We start from the raw sequence: 18,242 nt of genomic DNA on the forward strand, positions 1-18,242 counted from the left end.
GGGGGCGCAGCGCAGGGCCCGGACCAGGGGGAGCCTCCCTCCCCTCGGTCCGGGCCCTGCGGCGTGTCAGCTCTCGATGAGTTCGCGCAGGAGCCCGATGGGCTCCTTGAGGTCGGCGTACTCCTCGAGTTCGGTGACGCGGTGCTGGAGCTGCTCGATGCCGAAGGCGACGACCGCGACGCGGTCCTCGGTCGGCGATTCGAGGAGGTCGATGGCGCGGTCCATGAGGCGGAGGGCGTCGTCGAGGGTCTGGAGGTCGTCGGCGTTCTGGAGGCGGGCGGTGGCGTCGCCGGGGCGCAGCGCGAGGCGGTCCCAGTTGGCGCGGCGCTCCTCCTGGAAGCGGGCGATGCCCGCGCGCAGGAGGATGGCGCGGGCGACGAGTTCGACGCGTTCGCTCGGCGGGAATGGGTCTGGCATCGGTGCTCCGCTCAGGACCAGTGCGGGGGGCGTTCGGCGATGAGGTCGCGGTCGCGGGGGGAGAGTTCGCGGCGGGTGCGGCGGGGGGCGGGGGCCTCGCCCCAGCCCCGGTCGGTGTCGTCGGAGGTCTGGTCCGGGAGCACCGAGAAGTCCTCGTCGAGTTCGACGGAACGGTCGTCGTCGGAGACTGCCATGCGTCGACTGTACGTCAGGGGGTCGCGGGGGCCGCAACGGTGAGGCCCTGAACACCCGGTGAACCGGGGTCCAGGGCCTGTACGCGGGAGTTACGCGACGCCGGCGAGCTGGTAGCCGGCCTCGTCGACCGCGTCGCGGACCTGCGCCTCGGTGAGGGCGGCCGCGCTGGTGACGGTGACCCTGCCGGTGTCGAGGGCGACGTCGACGGACTCGACGCCGGGGAGCGCGGTGAGCTCCTGGGTGACGCTGCCGGCGCAGTGGCCGCAGGTCATGCCCTCGACGAGGTACACGGTTTCCATAGTGGCGCTCCTTGTTCGCGAATGTGGTTGCGGCTCAGCGGGTGTCAGGTCCTGAGCAGGCGGGCCACCGCGTCCGAGGCTTCCTTCACCTTGGCTTCGGCGGCGGTCGGGTCACCCGAGGTCTGCGCTTCGGCGACGCAGTGGGCCAGGTGGCCTTCGAGGAGGTTGAGCGCGACGGCCTGGAGGCCCTTGGTGGAGGCGGAGATCTGGGTCAGGATGTCGATGCAGTACTGGTCGTCGTCGACCATCCGCTGGATGCCGCGGATCTGGCCTTCGATGCGCTTGAGGCGGCGCGTGATCGCGGCCTTGTCGCCGTGGTACCAGTAGTGCTCGTGACCGCCGTCCCCGCCGCCGTCGGGCCCGGGCGCGTGCGAGTCGTGCGTGGTCGCTTCGCTTGCCATGTCGCTTCCCTCCACTCGTCATAGTATACCCCTGCGGGGTATGACGGCAACTGCTCGTCAGCCCCGCGCAGCGGCCGGTAGTTTTCCGTGCCATTGTGCGAGAAATTCTCCCCCTGCCCTTGTCACCGTTGGGGACGCCCTCTAACGTGAACCCGTCGCGTCGGAAACTTGCGATACACCCCGTATCCACCGTGCGACACCGTCGAGTCGGTGAAGCGCCCCAGCGTCACCGAGCCGGGGAACCAGCAGTCGGCCGCCCACACCCGGCCGGCGGGGTGAATCGCGCCATCGCGCGTAGGGCGACCCTTCCTTCCGCCCGAACCCGACAGCTAACCCGGTAGGCGGCAAAAGGAAGGAGCGCATCCCTTGGTGCGTACCCGGCGTATCGCGGCCGCCGTCCTGGCCGCGGCCCTGCTGCCCTCGGCGGCGGCGCTGTTCACCTCCTCCCAGGCGTCCGCGCAGACGAGCGAGGAGATCCAGGCCGAGATCGACGAGCGCCACGCCGACCTCGAGAAGGTCATCGAGGAGTACAACGCCAAGCGCGAGGAGCTCGACGACGCCAACCAGCTGATCGCCGACATCGAGGCGCAGCTCCCGGCCCTGGAGGCCGCCGGCCTCGCCGCGCAGGACCGCGTGGCCGAGCTCGCCGCGACCGCCTACACCGGCGGCGACTTCGCGATGGTCAACTCGGTCCTCGCCGGCGACCCGTCGGACTTCGCCGACCGCCTCATGTACCTCGCCAACCTCACCGACGCCGAGAACTCGGCCCTCCAGGACTCCCTCGCGCAGGTCGAGGAGCTGGAGACCCGCAAGGCCGAACTCGAGGCCCTCCAGGCCAGCGCCGACGACATCCTCGCGGAGATCGACGCGCAGCAGGAGGAGATCGAGGACGAGATCGCCGCGCTCGAGGACGAGTACGACGACGCCGTCCAGGAGGAGTACCAGGAGGAGTGGGGCGACTACACCGGCGACTCCGCCGTGGTGGCCTTCGCCTACGACCAGCTCGGCGACCCCTACGTGTACGGCGAGGACGGCCCCGACTCCTGGGACTGCTCCGGCCTCACCCAGGGCGCGTGGGGCGCGGCCGGGGTCTCCCTGTCGCACAACACCGAGATGCAGTGGAACGAGACGGCGCGGATCTCCCGCGACGAGCTCCAGCCCGGCGACCTCGTGTTCTACAACGGACTCAGCCACGTCGCGATCTACATCGGCAACGGCGAGATCATCCACGCCCCCAACTCGACGACCGTGGTCAAGATCGCGGACATCGACATCATGGGCATCGACGGGTACGGCCGGCCGTAGCCTCCCGCCGCGAGACGTCCCCGGGGCCGCTCCCGGTCCCGGGGCCGGACTCCCCGGCGGCGGCGCGGGCGCTCCCATTGCTGACCCTGCTGCTGACCCCGCAATAGCCCCACCGCCGCCGGGGACCACCCCATCGTAAAGAAGCCCTCGCGGCCCGTGTGAACGGGCCGCGAGGGCTTCTCGTGTACTGGGGGCGAAGGCTACTCGGCCTCGTGCTCCTGGAACGTCCAGTTGAACCGCGTGCGCCGGCCCGAGCCCCCGCGCTGCCAGCGCTCGGGGCCGGTCGGCGGCCGGTAGTCGACGCCCATGGCGTGCAGGCGCTCCAGGTGGTCCTCCAGGCGGTCCTGCACCGGGTTCGCCTCGCGCACGTCCAGGTTCGTCCAGCCGACCTCGGCCATCACCGACAGGCGCGGGAACGCCGAGTACTCGACGTCGCGCGGGGTCGGCAGGTACTCCGACCACAGCTGGCACTGGATGCCGAGGACCTTGTCGGGGTCGATCCCGGGCGGGACCGGGTCCCAGCCGGCGACCTTGTCGACGGTGGTCAGGCCGTGGATGCGCAGCGGCTCCTGCGGGTCGTCGCTCTCGTAGTGGTCGTAGTACGCGTACGGCTCGGGCGAGGCCACGACCTGGTGGCCCGCGGCGATGGCCTTCTTGACGTACGCCTCGTTGCGCCACACGTGGACCACGGCCTCGGCCGGGGCGCCGCCGTCGAGGATCTCGTCCCAGCCGATGACGCGCTTGCCCATGGCCGTCAGGCGCTCGCAGAACGCCTTCGTGAACCACGCCTGGACGCCGCGCACGTCCTCCATGCCCTCGCGCTCCATGAGCTCGCGGGCGACCGGGGAGGACTCCCACTGGGTCATCGGGACCTCGTCGCCGCCGATGTGGACGAACGGGCCCTCGAAGACCTCGGCGACGGCCGTGTACGCCTCCAGCGCGAAGTCGAGCGCCTCGGGCGTGGGTTCGAGGACCTCCTCGAACACGCCGAACGTCGGCGACACCGGCTTGTCCTGGCCCGCACCGAGTTCGGGGTAGGCGGCGAGGACGGCGCGGGCGTGCCCGGGCAGGTTGACCTCGGGGACGATGAGGATGTGGCGCTCGCGCGCGTACGAGGCGATCTCGCGCAGGTCCGGGACCGAGAAGATCCCGCCGTGCGGGGTCGGCTCGTATCCGGCGGCCTCGTCGCGGGCGTGCCCGATCTTGGTCTCGGCGCGCCAGGAGGCGATCTCGGCGAGCTTCGGGCGCGAGGGCACCTCGAAGCGCCAGCCCTGGTCGTCGGTGAGGTGCAGGTGGACGACGTTGAGGCGGTGCAGCCAGGCCCGGTCGATCATCTTGAGGACGAAGTCCTTGGGCTGGAAGTGCCGCACGACGTCGAGCATGACGCCGCGCCAGCGCAGGCGCGGCTCGTCGGCGATGGCGACGAGCGGGACCACCGGGTCGGCGGCCGGGGCCTCGCGCAGGGCGTCGGCGGGGAGGAGCTGGCGGAGGGTCGCGATGCCGCGGGAGATCCCGGCGGGGTGGGCGGCGGCGAGGACGACCCCGTCGGCGGTGACGTCGAGGCGGTACGCCTCGGCGGCGGTCGTCAGGTCCTCGGGCCGGTCGCCTTCGAGGCGCAGGCGCAGGACGCGGCCGCCGGTCTCGGGGCCGGCCACGGCCAGGCGCAACCCGGTGCCCCGGTTGAGGAGGTCCGACAGGAGCCAGGCGAGGGGGTGCAGCTCGGGGTCGGCGGCGATGGCGTCGAGGGTGCTCAGGTCGAGGTCGCCGGCGGCGGCCGAGAGCTGCTGCGGCTGAGGGATCAGCGAGATGCGGCGCTGCATAGTGCGGGGGCTCCTGTGGTAGTCGTGCAGTTGTCCGGCTCCCGCGCGGCGCTTCGGATGCGGCCACGCCGGGGCGGAACCGGTTCGGGGGACCCGGCCCCGGGCTGGGGCGCGACGCTCCCACCGAATTAGTTCAGTTTATTTATAATATAGGGCCGCGCCGCGGTCGGCCAGTGCACGGAGCGGATTGCTCGACATCGAGCGGATCTTCCGGCACGGGCGACCGCGGCGCGCGCGGCTTCGGAGTGCGTTCCCCGGCGGGTGTCGACGACCCCCTAGTGCACCTTCGGCAGGTGCTGGGTGGCGTCCAGGTCCTCGGGCGACTCCCGCTGCCGGTTGATCGGCAGCGGCGCCGACTCCGACGCGAACACCCCGCTCACCGCCGAGTCGTAGCCCGAACCCGCCGAAGGGGAGTCGAACGAGCTCGACAGCGACGACGACACCGTCTTCTCCTCCTCGCCCGAGACCAGGCCCAGCTGGCGGCGCAGGTCGGTGAGGTTCGAACCGGCGCTGTCGCGCTGGCGCTCCAGGGCCGCGACCTCCTCGGCGAGGGGCTGGACGCGCTCGGCGGCGCGCTCGGTGGCGCTGCGCCGCAGCCGCGCCGCCTCGGTGTCGGACTCCGCCTTGATCGACTTCGCCTGCTCGGCGGCCCGCTGCACCACGTCCTTCGCCTGCTGGTCGGCCTCCTCGCGGCGCTCGATCGCCCGGTTCTCGGAGGAGCGGGTCCGCTCCTCGGCCAGCGCCAGCCGGTCCTCGGCCTCCGAGACGATCCGCTGCGCGGTCGCGATGGCCTGCTGGTGCCGGTCGGCCTCCTCCTTCTGCGCGCGCTCGCGGCGGTCGGCCTCGGCGAGCGTGAGCTCCTGGGTCTTCTTCTTGCGGAACTCGGCGGCCTCGGCCAGGAGCTGGTGGGCGGCGCTGCGCTGCTGGTCCGACTCGCGGGCGGCGAGGGCCTTGAGCTCGGTCATCTCCCGCTCCGAGGTGGCCCGCATGACCGCGATCTCCCGCTCGGCCTGCGAGCGGGCCTTCTCGGCCCCGGCGCGCGACTGGCTCTGCGCGGTCTGGGCCTCCCGGTGGGCGTCGGCGACGGCCAGGTCGTGGCTGCGCCGGGCGTTCTCGCGCAGCTCGGTGGTCTCGTTGACCGCGCGGGAGCGGATCTCGGTGACGTCCTGCTCGGTGGTGGCGGTGATCTCGGCGGCCTCGGCGTGCGCGGTGCGCATCATCGAGTCGGCCTCGGTGCGGGCCTCGGCGAGGAGGGCCGCGGCCTGGCGCTTCGCGTCGGCCTTCTGGACGCCCGCGTCCTGCTCGGCCGCGCGCAGGATCTTCTCGACGCGGGCGCCGAGCCCGGCGAGGGTGGGCTGCTCGGCCTCGGCGATCTGGGTGGCGCGCTCGGAGACGCGCCGCTCCAGGGCGCCGATGCGCTCCTCGGCCCGGCGCAGCTGCTGCTCCGCGGCCTCCAGTGCCCGCGCCGCCTCGTCGCGGTGCTGCTCGTGGGTCTTGATGTTCTGATACAGCCGGGAGGTGAACTCGTCGACCTGGTGGCGGTCGTAGCCGCGCATGGAGACGGCGAATTCGGGCCCGGTTTCCTCGAAGAATTTCGACATGGTCTTCCAGAGTCACAGGAAACGGTTGATGAATCATGATCACGCCTGAAGGGCCCGAAACCCGCGACGAACACGCCCGGCGGGCGTGTCGCGGCGAAAACGTCCAGGCGGGAAGCGGAAAGGGCCCCGGCCGAAGCCGAGACCCTCTCTTGTATCCGGTGCGCTAGACGGCCTTGTCGGTCTCGTCGTAGAAGTCGCCCATGATCTCCTCCAGCAGATCCTCCATCGCGACCAGGCCGGTGACCTCGCGGCCGGGGCCCGTGACGAGGGCGAGCTGGGCCCGCTGGCGCTTCATGAGCGTCACCGCCCCGGCCACCGTGGTGTCGGCGGCGACGAGCAGCGGCGCGGCGGCCAGGTCGGCGACCGCTACGTCCGGCGCGGCCTGCACGGCCTCGCGGACGTGGACGAGCCCGACCGGGCGCTCGTCGGCGTCGACCACGACCAGGCGCGAGCGGCCGGTGTCGCGGCTGCGCTCCTCGGCCGCGACCGCGGTCGCGGCGGCCGGGATCGTGACGACCTCGGCCCACGGGATCTGGACCTCGCCGACCCCGCGGCGCTGCACCTCGATGGCGTGGGCGAGCATCTGGTGCTCCTCCTCGCCGAGGACGCCCGCGGCGGCCGAGGACCGCAGCAGGTACCGCAGCTCCTCGGGGGAGTGCGCCTGCGCCTTCTCGTCGGCCGGCTCGACCTTGAACAGCCGCAGCATCGCGTTCGCGCCGTGGTTGAGCCCCAGCAGGATCGGCTTGGTGACCCACACGTACCCGGTGAACGGCCAGATGAGCGCCATCGCCGAGGACTCGGGGTGCGTGATCGCCCAGGACTTCGGCATCATCTCGCCGACGACCATGTGGAGGAACACCACGACGACGAGCGCGAGCGCGAACGCGATCGGGTGCGCCGCCGCCTCCAGGCCCAGGTGCTCCAGCGGGACCTCGATGGTGTGCGCCAGCGCCGGTTCGGCGAGCGCGCCGAGCCCGACGGTGCACGCGGTGATGCCCAGTTGGGCGCCCGCGAGCATGAGCGAGAGGTTCCTGGTGCCGCGCAGGGCGGCCCGGGCCGCGGCGGACCCGTCCTGTTCGAGCCGGTGCTGGCGCGAGGCCACGAGCGCGAACTCCGCGGCCACGAAGAACGCGTTGGCGGCCAGGAGGATCGCCGAGATCAGCAGTGCCGAGCCGGTGCTCACGGCGCCCCCTCCCCGTTCGCGGGGCGCAGCTCGATCGCCTGCGGCACATGGCGGGCGGAGGAGACCACGACGAGCTTCACCGAGCGCGGGACCGGGTCGGCCTCGCCGTCGCCGTCCTCGTCGTAGAAGTCCCCGGCCGCCGCGGTCGCGACCTCGACGGTATCGCCGGGGTGGGCGACGCGGCCGAGCTCGGACATGACGAGCCCGGCGATGGTCTCGTAGTGCTCGCCCTCGGGGAGCTGGATGCCGGTGGCGTCGGCGACCTCGTCGACGCGCCAGCGACCGGGGATGAGCCAGCCGCCGCCCGCGAGGGCCACGGGCACGGCCTCGAACCGGTCCTGCTCGTCGCGGATCTCCCCCACCAGCTCCTCGGCGAGGTCTTCGAGGGTGACGATCCCGGCGAAGCCGCCGAACTCGTCGACCACGCACGCGAGCTGGCGGTGGCGCCCGCGCATCTGGTCCAAAAGCTGCGGCAGCGGCAGGGACGCGGGCACGAGCATCGCGGGGTCGGCGATCTCGGCGACGGTGACCGAGGCGCGGGAGGCGCGGGGGACGGCGATGATCTGGGTGATGCCGACGACGCCGCGCAGGTCGTCCACGTCGTCGCCGACCACCGGGAAGCGCGAGTGCCCGCCGGCGAGCGCGGCGACCGCGTCGGCGACCGTCGCACCGGCCGGGAGGGTCTGGACGCCCACGCGCGGGGTCATGGCCTGCTCGGCGACGGTGTCGGAGAAGTCGAGGCCGCGGTCGAGCAGGACCGACAGCTCCTCGTCGAGGGCGCCCTCGTCGCGGGAGACGTCGATGATGCGGTGCAGGTCCTCGGCGGTCGCGTTGTGCTCCAGCTCCTCGACCGGCTGGATGCCCAAGAGCCGCAGCAGCTTCGTGGAGGCGGCGTCGAAGAAGCGGATGATCGGCCCGCACACGGTGAGGTAGGTGCCGGTGGGGGCCGCGAGGGCGAGCGCGAGGGCCTCGGTGCGGGCGATCGCGAGGTTCTTGGGGCCCAGCTCGCCGAGGATCATCTGGACGACGTTCGCGATGACGAACGCGATCACGGTGCCGGTGGTGACGGCGACCGCGGCGGGGACCCCGGCGACGCCGAGGAGCGCCGCCATGCCCTCACCGAGGTAGGGCTCGGCGAAGAAGCCGACGAACAGGGCGGTGACGGTGATGCCGAGCTGCGCGCCCGAGAGGGCGAACGACAGCCTCCCGCAGATCTTGAGGGCCCGGCGGGCCCGGGCGGCGCGCTTGGCGTCCGGTCCGGCGGCCAGGTCCTCCAGTTTGGACCGGTCGACCGCGGTGTAGGCGAACTCGAGCGCCACGAAGAAGCCCGTGGCGGCGGTGACGGCCAGGATGATGACCAGCCCGATCGCTATGAGCACGGGTCACTCCCGGGGGAGGGAGGCTCCGATGCGGGAAGACCGCGGCCGCGCGGCCGGGGACTTCGGTACCGTCGTCGTCTGCGTCGCATGGGGCGATCTTAACGGGACCGGGAGGGCGGGCGAGCGGTCAACCTTGTTCGCCCCGCCACAGGACGATGTCGGTGGAGCGGCCGAACGGACCGGCCAGGGCGCGCAGCTCGGCGAGCTGCCGGCGGGCGCGCTGGAGCTCCTCGACGACGGCCTGGGCCTCGGCCCGGATCGCCTGGACCTCGCGTTCGAGGTCCATGATCCGCTTGATGCCGGCGAGGTTGACGCCCTCGTCCTGGCTCAGGCGCTGGATCTCGCGCAGCCGCGTCACGTCGCGGGCGGAGTAGCGCCGGCCGCCGCCGGGGGTGCGGGCGGCCTCGACGAGGCCGAGCCGGTCGTACTGGCGCAGCGTCTGCGGGTGCATCCCGGCGAGTTCGGCCGCTGCGGAGATCGCGAGGATCTTCGCGTCGAAGTCGATCTCCTCGTCCGGTCCGCGCCGGCCGTAGGAGATCTCGACGCGCACGCGGGGGCGGTTCACGTCGGGCGTGCGATCGGCTGCGGTCACGGTTCACTCCTCTCTCCGGGGCCCGGGGCGCCGGGGGGCGCCGCGCGTTCGGTACAACGCCGGAGGGCGCGCCGGTTGTTCCGGCGGCCCCCCGCGGGGCGCCGCCGACCTTCGAGCGCCGCGGGTCTCATTGGCCCGTCAGCTGTTCCAGTTTCGCGCGGTCGGGCGCGGGGGCGGCCGCCGCGTACTTCTCCAGGGCCTCGCGGGCCTCGGCGGTGAGCGAGGACGGGACCTCGACGTCGACGGTGACGAGCAGGTCGCCCTTGCCGGGGACGCCGCGGCCCTTGACGCGCAGCACCCGCCCGGTCGGGGTCCCCTCGGGGACCTTCAGGGTCACGGGGCCGTCGAGGGTCGGGACCTTCACCTTGGCGCCCAGGGCGGCCTCGGGGAAGGACACCGGCAGGCGCAGGGTCACGTTGTCGCCGTCGCGGGCGAAGAGCGGGTGCGCGCGCACGGTGACGCGCACGAGCAGGTCGCCGGCGGGTCCGCCGCGCTCGCCCGGGGTGCCGCGCCCGGCGAGGCGGATGGTCTGGCCGTCGCCGATCCCGGCCGGGACCCGGACGGTGATGACGCGGTCCTTGGTGGTGGCGCCGGTGCCGCCGCAGTCGGGGCACGGGTCGGTGACCACGGTGCCGGTGCCGTCGCACTCGGGGCACGGCTGCGCGAAGCTGAACGCGCCCTGGTTCTCGGTGACGAGCCCCCGGCCGCTGCACTTGGGGCAGGTCGAGGGCGCGGTGCCGGGCTTGGCGCCCGAGCCGTGGCAGGTCTCGCACTCGCCCGGGGCGCGCATCCGCAGCTCCGTGGTGGAGCCCTTGACGGCGTCGGCGAAGTCGAGGGTGACGTTGGTGCGCAGGTCGTTCCCGCGCGCGGCGCCGCCGCGGCGCCGCTGGCCCGCGCCGCCGCCGAAGAGCCCGCCGAACAGGTCGGAGAACGAGCCCGAGGACGACCCGGCGTTGCCGAACAGGTCCTCCAGGTTGATGCCCCCGGCGGCGTGGGCGCCGCCGAAGCCGCCCCGGCCCGACTTCATGAGCTGGATCTGGTCGTACTCGCCGCGGGACTTGTCGTCGTGGAGCACCGAGTACGCCTCGGAGATCCCCTTGAACCGCTCCTCGGCGTCGTCGGCCGAGTTGTGGTCGGGGTGCCACTCGCGCGCGAGCTTGCGGTACGCCTTCTCGATGTCCTTCTTGGAGGCGTCCTGCGGCACGCCGAGCACGGCGTAGAAGTCCTTCTCGAGCCACTCCTGCGATGCCACCGGACGCCTCCTTCGTTTGTCTCCAGGGTGCGGACTTACGCGTCCTTGCCCTTGTCCCGCTTCTTCTTCCTGCGTTCGGGTGCGGCGTCCTCGGACGCCTCCGGCTCCGCGTCCGCGGCCGGCTCGGCCTCGGGAGCGTCGCCGGACCCGGTCTCGACCGCGTCCTCGGCGGTCGCCTCGGCCGGGTCGCCGCCGTCCGCCGCGGCCTCCGCCTCGGCCTGCCCGGTCTCGGCGGCCTCCGACGCGTCCTCGGCGAGGTCGCCGGGGGTGTCACCGGCGGTGTCGCCGGCGCTGTCATCGGCGGCGTCCTCGGGCTCGGCCGCGGGGGCCGGCTCGTCGGACGGCTCCGCGACCGCGACCAGGGCCGGGCGCAGCAGCTTGTCGCCGAGGCGGTAGCCCGAGCGCATCACGTCGATGCACGTCGGCCCGTCCACATCGGGCATCTGCATGTGCGCGACCGCTTCGTGGATCTGCGGGTCGAACGGGTCGCCCTTCACCCCGAAGGCCTCGAGGCCCTGCTTGGTGAGCGCGTTGACCAGCTGGTCGGCGACCGAGCCGAAGGGCCCGTTGAGGTCCCCGTGCTCCCGGGCCCGGTCGAGGTCGTCGAGCACCGGCAGGAGGCTCTGGAGCACCCCTGCCGTCGCCAGCTCGCCCGCCCGGGCCTTGTCGCGCTCCACGCGCTTGCGGTAGTTCTGGAACTCCGCGGTGATCCGCTGGAGGTCGCGGGTGCGCTCCTCCAGGGTCGCCTGGAGGACCAGGACCGCGTCGTCGGCGGCCTGGCCGTCGTCGGAGGCGGCGGCCAGGATGTCGTCGACCGTCAGCTCGTCGTCCGGATCCGCCTCGGGGGCGGCGCCGTCCTCGGGGCCGGGTTGCGCGTCGTCGGCGTCCTTCTTGTCCTCCGCCACTACTTCTGGTCCTTGTCGTCGTCGACGATCTCGGCGTCCACGACGTCGTCGGCGCCGGGAGCGCCCGCGCCGCCGGCCGGCTGCTGCGGTCCGCCCTGCTGGTCGGCCTGGGCCGCCGCGTACATCGCCTGCCCGGCCTCCTGGCTGACCTTCGACAGCTCCTCGGTGCCGCGCTTGATCGCCTCGATGTCGGTGCCGCCCAGGGCCGCCTTGAGGTCCGAGGTGGCGTCGTTGATCTTGCCCTTGAGCTCCTCGGGGATCTTGTCGCCGGACTCGGCGAGCAGCTTCTCGGTCTGGTAGACCAGAGACTCGCCCATGTTGCGGGCCTCGGCCTCCTCCTTGCGCTGCCGGTCCTCCTCGGCGTGCTCCTGCGCCTCGGACATCATCCGCTGGATGTCGTCCTGGGCGAGGCTGGAGCCGCCGGTGATCGTCATCGACTGGGCCTTGCCCGTGGCGGTGTCCTTGGCGGACACGTTCACGATGCCGTTGGCGTCGATGTCGAAGGTGACCTCGATCTGCGGGACCCCGCGCGGGGCCGGCGGCAGGCCGGTGAGCTCGAAGGTGCCGAGCTTCTTGTTGTAGGCCGCGATCTCGCGCTCGCCCTGGAAGACCTGGATGAGCACCGACGGCTGGTTGTCGTCGGCGGTCGTGAAGACCTCCGAGCGCTTCGTCGGGATCGTGGTGTTGCGCTCGATGAGCTTGGTGAAGATGCCGCCCTTGGTCTCGATGCCCAGCGACAGCGGGGTGACGTCGAGGAGCAGCACGTCCTTGACCTCGCCCTTGAGGACGCCGGCCTGGAGGGTCGCGCCGATGGCGACGACCTCGTCCGGATTCACGCCCTTGTGCGCGTCGCGGCCGATGAGGCGCTTGACCAGGTCGGACACGGCCGGCATGCGGGTCGAGCCGCCCACGAGGATGACGTGGTCGATCTCGGAGACGTTGATCCCGGCGTCCTTGACGGCCTGCTCGAACGGCTTCTTGCAGCGGTCGAGGAGGTCGGAGGTCATCTGCTCGAACTCGGCGCGCGAGAGCGAGACGTCGAGGTGCAGCGGCCCGTCGGGGCCGGCGGTGATGTACGGCAGGTTGATCGAGGTCTGGGTCGCGGACGACAGCTCGATCTTGGCCTTCTCGGCGGCCTCCTTGAGGCGCTGCATGGCCATCTTGTCCTTGGACAGGTCCACGCCGTACTGGCCGTTGAAGGTCTTGACCAGGTGCTGGATGACCCGGTCGTCCCAGTCGTCGCCGCCGAGGTGGTTGTCGCCCGAGGTCGCCTTCACCTGGATGACGCCGTCGGCGATCTCCAGGAGCGAGACGTCGAACGTGCCGCCGCCGAGGTCGAAGACCAGGATGGTCTGCTCCTCCTCGCCCTTGTCCAGGCCGTAGGAGAGCGCCGCGGAGGTGGGCTCGTTGATGATGCGCAGGACGTTGAGGCCCGCGATCTCGCCGGCCTCCTTCGTGGCGGTGCGCTGGGCGTCGGAGAAGTACGCCGGCACGGTGACGACCGCGTCGGTGACGTTCTCGCCCAGGTACGCCTCGGCGTCGCGCTTGAGCTTCATGAGGATCCGCGCGCTGATCTCCTGCGCGGTGTAGGACTTGCCGTCGATGTCGACGGCCCAGTCCGTGCCGATGTGGCGCTTGACCGAGCGGATGGTGCGGTCGGGGTTGGTGACCGCCTGGCGCTTGGCCACTTCGCCGACGAGCACTTCGCCGTTTTTGGCGAAGGCCACGATGGACGGGGTGGTCCTCGCCCCCTCGGCGTTGGTGATAACCGTGGCTTCCCCGCCTTCGAGGACGCTGACCACGGAGTTCGTCGTGCCGAGGTCGATGCCGACCGCACGTGCCATGTTGATCTCCTGACGTAGTCGAACAGATGCCCCTGCGTCTCAGGGGCGATGCTCTGCCTCAAGCGGCCGGGCGGGAACCCCCGAACCAAGTTGAGCCGGATAGACTCAATGTTCATCCGGGCCGTTTCGACTGTCAAGGCGATCACGGGTTTTGTGATCGATCGCACTAAAGTTGAGTCAGGTCGACTCAACTTTGCGTCAGGTGGGATCACCGGGCGGCGGCGGGCGCCCCTCCGGCGGCCTCGCAGCACTCGGTGAGCAGGTCGTCGGCGATCTTCCAGGTGTCGCAGGGCCACGCCTGCCGGCAGGAGGCGCAGTCGATGCCCAGGAGCTGCTCGGGCAGGTGGTCGCGCCACATGAGGGAGGCCAGGTTCCAGCCGGTGATCTCGGTGATCCCGGCCGGCGCCTCCAGCGGCGGCGGCTCCTCCAGGGAGAAGAGCTTCGAGGGCTGCTCGCGGCGGGCGCGGCGCGAGCGCGCGGGGATCGGCACGACCATCGACCCCTGGCCCGGGGCCGCGGGTTCGGCGGTGTGGCGCGAGCGGCGGGGCGGGGCGGTGCGTTCGGGCCGCGGCAGCCCGCGTCCTTCGGGCGCTTCCGTCTCCTGCGCCCCCGGCCTCGCTGAATGCTGCATGCTCACGCTATCTCCTCATTCGCCTTCGCTTCCGTGCCTGCGTACTCCTCTATCCGGATTAACGGTCGAGTAGCCCGAGAGGACACGGGTATGAGCACTCGGCACTCTAGTCCGCCCCCGTCCGCGCAATGCAGAGGCGAACTCGCATTCGCGCGCGAGTCACATGGAACGGGAATGCCGCGCCCGCGGCGGAGGCGGCACTGGCGACGGAGTAGTAGCCTGGACCGGTCGGATCGAAACCCCGCCGCGGATGGGGCGCCGCGCCATTCCAGTGCGATGAGTAGAGTTGCGGGGCAAGGGGTTCGGAAATCCACTCCAGTGGTTGTGCCAGCGTTCTCCAAGGAGCGTAACGCAAACCGCTTTTATTGCTCGCATACCGAGGTTGAGCTGGTATTTCGGCCCGGTTACCGAGCCTAACGGCGGATTAACTTTGGGTTACCATGTCCGTTTTGTCGTAAAACGACCCTTTCGCGTGTGGCATCATTGACTGATGCAGTCTCCTTCAGAAGAAGTACAATGGACGGTTGACGGTGGATTGATCACTCCCTACTTCGAGAGCCAGACCACCCTCGTCCGCAGCGCCGGGGACGAGCCCCAGCGCGACCACGTCTACATCTACGGACTCGAACTCAAGGGCGACGGGGAGATCGCCCTGCGCCTGCGCCCCGAGCACCGCCACCAGCACGCCGAAGCCTCCCTGGCCATCCGCGTCGACGAGTCCAACTGGGTCCGCACCGGCGCGGAGTACCTCGGCGGGCAGCACCTCATCAGCACCGTCGCCACCCGCGGGCGCACCGACTGGTCCCTGTTCCCGGTGGACACCGAGTCCGACGAGATCTGGCTGCGGCTCATCCGGTCCGGCGACACCATCACCGTCGCCCACGCCGACGACGGCGTCGACTACACCACCATCGCGTCCACGTACCTCCCCGGCGGCGTCCCCGCCATGGCCGGGATCGCCAGCACCCGCCCGGTCGCCGAGACCTTCTGGGACGCGGGGCTGGACCTCGACATCGACCTCGACTGAACCACCGACCGAACACCCCCCACGGCGCAGTGCGGCGCCGCTGAGCATAGAGGCCGGGCCCGGTGGGCCGCGGATTCACGGGCGGACCCGACCTGTGTGCTCACGCGGGACAGTCCTCGCGCGGGACAGTGCTCACGCCTGACGGTGCTCACGCGGGGCTGCGCTCAGGCGAGACCGTGCTCAGGCGAGACCGTGCTCACGCGGGACTCCGAGCAGTGCGACATGAGCGAAGCGCGGCCGGTCGCATCGCGACCGGCCGCGCTCATGCGGTGCTCCTTACTCGAACAGTGCGGCGTAGGTCTGGAAGGCCGTCGCGACCTCGACCTGGTGCCAGTAGCGGTGGTAGTTGAACTCCGGCGCGGGGCCGGTGCAGCCGCCGTCGATGTACGCCTGGACCTGGTCCCAGCCCTCGAACTCGGTCATGAACGACCGGGTCTCGATGAAGGTGACGCCGTTCTCGAGCACGTCGCCGTTCGGCATGGTGCCGGTCCAGCCCTCGGGGATGTAGACCTCGTCGCCGAAGCGGCAGTAGTCCGCCCGGCCCTCGGTCTGCGTGACGCCGACGCCGTCGTTGGCCTCCCAGAGCGCGTCCAGGAGGTTGGCGGCGGCCGTCTGCGACGCGGTGTCGCCGGTGGCCGCGGCGTGGTAGGAGAGGATCTTCGCGAACGCCCCGGCCACACCCGGGTCCTTCGACATGTTGATCACCGAGGCGGACAGGCCCGCCCCCGGCTCGCCGTTCCACTCCAGGTCGCCCGGCAGGCTGTAGTCCGCGGCGGTGATGTCCGACTCCGAGAGCGCCCAGGCGACCCACTCGTCGAGCAGGTTGCAGGCGCGGGGGTCGTCGGTCTCCATGCAGTACTGCGCGATGCGGTCCATGCCCCAGACCTGGAAGCCGAACCAGCGGTTCGACGGCGGGTCGTGCCACACGGGCTGCTCGTCGTAGTACAGGCCCTCGAACTCGGCGTTCGTGGTCGGGTTGCCGTAGTTGCCGCCCCAGTTGTTGGTCGCGCCGCCCGCGATGGCGCCGGCGCCCGGCGAGCCCTGCGGGACCTGCAGCCACTCGAGGAACTCGAGCTGCTGGTCCAGGCTGGCCGCCCAGTCGCTCGCCGCGGTGGGCGAGTTCGGCTCCAGGCCGCCCTCGGAGAGGGCGTACGCGGCCATGACGTTCTGGTAGCCCTGGTGGACACCGGAGCCGCCGATGCGGAACGACCAGTCGCCGTTCATGCCCGCGCCCCAGGAGTAGTACCAGGAGAGCAGGTAGTGGAACGAGTTCTTGCCGCTGCCGTCGGGGCAGTTGTTGATCCCGATGCAGTCGCCGGCGATCTGCTTGAAGTACTTGTCCGCGAACGAGTACCGCAGGAAGTCGCCCATCTTCGAGGCGTTGTCGAGCGACCCGGAGATCGTCGAGCTCTGCCCCTGCTCCTGCGCCCACTGCTGGGCCATCCACGCGACCTGCACGGCGCGCGCGTCGGCGTCGGGGGCGGCGGTGTAGCGCTCCTGCTGGGAGTACTGCGAGTCGCCCACGAACAGGTCCAGGAAGCCGTTGTCGCCGCCGAAGTCGAACGTCTCGCACGACGGGTGCGCGACGGTCTCCCACGTCGACTCCGAGGAGCCGCGCTGGAACGTGTTCATGTACGCGGGCTCGGTGGTCCCGTCGCCGCACTCGCCGAAGCCGTAGGCGTTGTCCACGTCCAGGATCCAGTGCATGCCGTAGATCTGGTTGTTGCCGTACGTGCTGCGCAGCTCCTGGCCCAGCGGGTCGGCGCCGACCGAGGCGTTGAAGTCGAGCTGGGTCGGGTAGTCGGTGATGTCGCCCGACTCGGGCGCGTACGAGGCCGGCGAGGCGGGGTTGTACGAGGTCGGGTTCAGGCCCGGGATCGCGTACTCCTCGGTGATGTCCCACGACTCGTTGTAGCCCGACCAGTCGCCGGTGACCTGCCCGTAGGCGGCCTCCAGCCACTGGAGGTAGCTCAGCGCCTCGGAGGTCGTCTCGTGACCGTAGTCCGGCGCCTCCACGATGAGCTCCTCCACCGAGTGGTAGGGGACGCCCGTCTCGTGCAGGTACGGGGAGTCGGCCCCGGTGAGCTGGTCGTACATCGCGAGGAAGCGCTCCTCGTTCTGCGTGACCTCGCCCAGGTCGGCGACGGTGACCGTCACCTGCACGGGCGAGTAGCCCGAGGACGCGACGGTGAAGACGGCCGACTCGCCGGGCTCGGCGCCCGCGGCGGCCGCGAACGTGACCGGCTTGGGGTTGGTGTCGCCGGCCGCGAACGACAGCGAGGCGCCCGAGGACACCGTGAGGTCGGTCGAGCCGGAGGTGCGGGTGGTGGTCACCGTGTGGGCGGCCGTGGTCGCAGCCGAGAAGCCGACCTCGATCGCCGAGGTGGACCCGGCGTCGACGACCACGTTGGCGCGGTCGACCTCGAGCTCGGGCTCGACCGGCTCCTCGGCGCCGTCGCAGGACTCGCCGTTGACGGTGATGCCGGTGGGCGCGGTGGAGGGGCCGGCGCCGATGAAGCCGAAGACCTCGCGGCTCTGGTTGGCCGCGATGTTCCCGTTCCAGCCCACGTCGGAGCCGGTGAAGGTGCGCCCGCTCTGGCTCCAGCCCACGTTCCACGCGCTGGAGACGGTGGTGCCGGCCGGGAAGTCCCATTCGATGTCCCAGCCGTTGAGCCCGGCGGTCCCCGCGGTGAGGACGACGTTGGCCTGGAAGCCCGAGCCCCACGAGGAGACGACGTTGTACTGGACGCCGCCGCAGTACTGGGCGGCGAAGGCCGACGGCGCGGCCACCGCTGCGAACGTGCCGACGAGCGCGAGGGGCAGCGTGACCGCGGCCGTCCGGCGCCATCGACGGCCCCGCCGGCGCGGCGGAGCCAGGTTGTCGGTTTCCATTATGGCTACTCCTGAACGTGGGTGGGTATGTCCGTTTTCATGGGAGCGCTCATGCCGGGTTCGCGGTCGGTGAATCGCATGAGTGGAACGAATCGGACCGAAATGCGGAAGCGCTCCCAGGCCATGCTCCCAAGCAGGCACCCCCGATGTCAATACATTGACATCTCTAAATTTCTCTTCAAACGAGGCAAACCGTTGCCGTTTGCCAGGTGTTTTCCCTGCTGATTGCGTCGGTATTCCGGTTTCACAGTTATGGATTCGCGACCTTCGATCCCCAGCTCGCGATCACGAGCGCAACGAAGTCGTAACGACCCTCACATCCGGGCTTGCGTCGTGGAACACGCTCCCGTACGATCCTGGTATCGCTCCCAAGGGCGATCGCCTCGGCGGTTTCAGTCCGCGGGCCGCCGCGCACTCATGGCGGCCCGCACCATCACCGCCCAGTGCGCCAAGCGAACAAGTCCCTCGAAACCCCTCTCAGAACACACGGCGCCGCCGA

Annotated in this window: 16 protein-coding genes and 1 riboswitch; of the genes, 2 read left to right on the forward strand and 14 right to left on the reverse strand. The window is 71.2% G+C overall.

The window, feature by feature from the left end:
* Window positions 1–66: 66 nt before the first annotated feature.
* The 4 genes from BLS99_RS11925 to BLS99_RS27405 all read right to left on the reverse strand — a co-directional run bounded on the left by BLS99_RS11925 (window position 67) and on the right by BLS99_RS27405 (window position 1,312).
* Complete coding sequence (locus tag BLS99_RS11925) at window positions 67–417, reverse strand: hypothetical protein (protein WP_091049239.1); 351 nt, start codon at window positions 415–417, stop codon at window positions 67–69.
* An 11-nt stretch (window positions 418–428) separates the two neighbouring features.
* Window positions 429–611, reverse strand: a complete 183-nt coding sequence (locus tag BLS99_RS11930) for a hypothetical protein (protein WP_091049242.1) — start codon at window positions 609–611, stop codon at window positions 429–431.
* Between the two features lie 90 nt (window positions 612–701).
* Window positions 702–911 carry a heavy-metal-associated domain-containing protein gene (locus BLS99_RS11935; protein ID WP_091049246.1) on the reverse strand — a complete coding sequence of 70 codons (210 nt, stop codon included), beginning with the start codon at window positions 909–911 and terminating at the stop codon, window positions 702–704.
* Between the two features lie 44 nt (window positions 912–955).
* The gene (locus BLS99_RS27405; RefSeq protein WP_091049249.1) at window positions 956–1,312 is read right to left on the reverse strand and encodes a metal-sensitive transcriptional regulator; all 357 of its coding nucleotides are present in this window, start codon (window positions 1,310–1,312) and stop codon (window positions 956–958) included.
* 206 nt (window positions 1,313–1,518) lie between these two features.
* Window positions 1,519–1,672: riboswitch (cyclic di-AMP (ydaO/yuaA leader) on the forward strand.
* 9 nt (window positions 1,673–1,681) lie between these two features.
* Here BLS99_RS27405 and BLS99_RS26195 point away from each other — a divergent pair.
* Window positions 1,682–2,617, forward strand: a complete 936-nt coding sequence (locus BLS99_RS26195) for a C40 family peptidase (protein WP_176953324.1) — start codon at window positions 1,682–1,684, stop codon at window positions 2,615–2,617.
* Window positions 2,618–2,817: 200 nt separating this feature from the next.
* Here the strand turns inward: BLS99_RS26195 and BLS99_RS11950 are convergent, their stop codons facing one another.
* The 9 genes from BLS99_RS11950 to BLS99_RS11990 all read right to left on the reverse strand — a co-directional run bounded on the left by BLS99_RS11950 (window position 2,818) and on the right by BLS99_RS11990 (window position 13,830).
* Complete coding sequence (locus tag BLS99_RS11950; RefSeq protein WP_091049258.1) at window positions 2,818–4,437, reverse strand: beta-N-acetylhexosaminidase; 1,620 nt, start codon at window positions 4,435–4,437, stop codon at window positions 2,818–2,820.
* A 275-nt stretch (window positions 4,438–4,712) separates the two neighbouring features.
* Entirely contained in the window at window positions 4,713–6,038 is a 1,326-nt protein-coding gene (locus BLS99_RS11955) for a hypothetical protein (protein WP_091049261.1), read from the reverse strand.
* Window positions 6,039–6,201: 163 nt separating this feature from the next.
* Window positions 6,202–7,221: a hemolysin family protein gene (locus BLS99_RS11960; RefSeq protein ID WP_091049264.1), complete on the reverse strand. Its 1,020-nt coding sequence runs from the start codon at window positions 7,219–7,221 to the stop codon at window positions 6,202–6,204.
* Complete coding sequence (locus BLS99_RS11965; protein ID WP_091049266.1) at window positions 7,218–8,600, reverse strand: hemolysin family protein; 1,383 nt, start codon at window positions 8,598–8,600, stop codon at window positions 7,218–7,220. The genes BLS99_RS11960 and BLS99_RS11965 overlap by 4 nt, the downstream gene beginning before the upstream one ends.
* Window positions 8,601–8,727: 127 nt before the next feature.
* A complete protein-coding gene (locus BLS99_RS27410; protein WP_218126453.1) occupies window positions 8,728–9,051 on the reverse strand; it encodes a heat shock protein transcriptional repressor HspR in 324 nt (107 codons plus the stop codon).
* A gap of 268 nt (window positions 9,052–9,319) precedes the next feature.
* Window positions 9,320–10,444: a molecular chaperone DnaJ gene (gene dnaJ, locus BLS99_RS11975; protein ID WP_091049268.1), complete on the reverse strand. Its 1,125-nt coding sequence runs from the start codon at window positions 10,442–10,444 to the stop codon at window positions 9,320–9,322.
* Window positions 10,445–10,479: 35 nt separating this feature from the next.
* On the reverse strand, window positions 10,480–11,349 hold the full coding sequence (gene grpE, locus BLS99_RS27765; protein WP_091049271.1) for a nucleotide exchange factor GrpE: 870 nt from the start codon (window positions 11,347–11,349) through the stop codon (window positions 10,480–10,482).
* Entirely contained in the window at window positions 11,349–13,193 is a 1,845-nt protein-coding gene (gene dnaK, locus BLS99_RS11985; RefSeq protein ID WP_091049273.1) for a molecular chaperone DnaK, read from the reverse strand. The genes grpE and dnaK overlap by 1 nt, the downstream gene beginning before the upstream one ends.
* Before the next feature lie 208 nt (window positions 13,194–13,401).
* On the reverse strand, window positions 13,402–13,830 hold the full coding sequence (locus BLS99_RS11990; RefSeq protein WP_143034775.1) for a hypothetical protein: 429 nt from the start codon (window positions 13,828–13,830) through the stop codon (window positions 13,402–13,404).
* A 484-nt stretch (window positions 13,831–14,314) separates the two neighbouring features.
* Between BLS99_RS11990 and BLS99_RS11995 the strand changes: the two genes are divergently transcribed.
* Window positions 14,315–14,851, forward strand: coding sequence for a DUF1349 domain-containing protein (locus tag BLS99_RS11995; RefSeq protein ID WP_091049278.1), 537 nt, complete (start codon window positions 14,315–14,317; stop codon window positions 14,849–14,851).
* A 276-nt stretch (window positions 14,852–15,127) separates the two neighbouring features.
* Here BLS99_RS11995 and BLS99_RS12000 read toward each other — a convergent pair whose 3' ends face one another.
* The gene (locus BLS99_RS12000) at window positions 15,128–17,743 is read right to left on the reverse strand and encodes a glycoside hydrolase family 48 protein (RefSeq protein ID WP_091049280.1); all 2,616 of its coding nucleotides are present in this window, start codon (window positions 17,741–17,743) and stop codon (window positions 15,128–15,130) included.
* Window positions 17,744–18,242: the final 499 nt, after the last annotated feature.

The organism is Glycomyces sambucus, assembly GCF_900102815.1.
In the GTDB taxonomy this organism is placed as follows: domain Bacteria; phylum Actinomycetota; class Actinomycetes; order Mycobacteriales; family Micromonosporaceae; genus Glycomyces; species Glycomyces sambucus.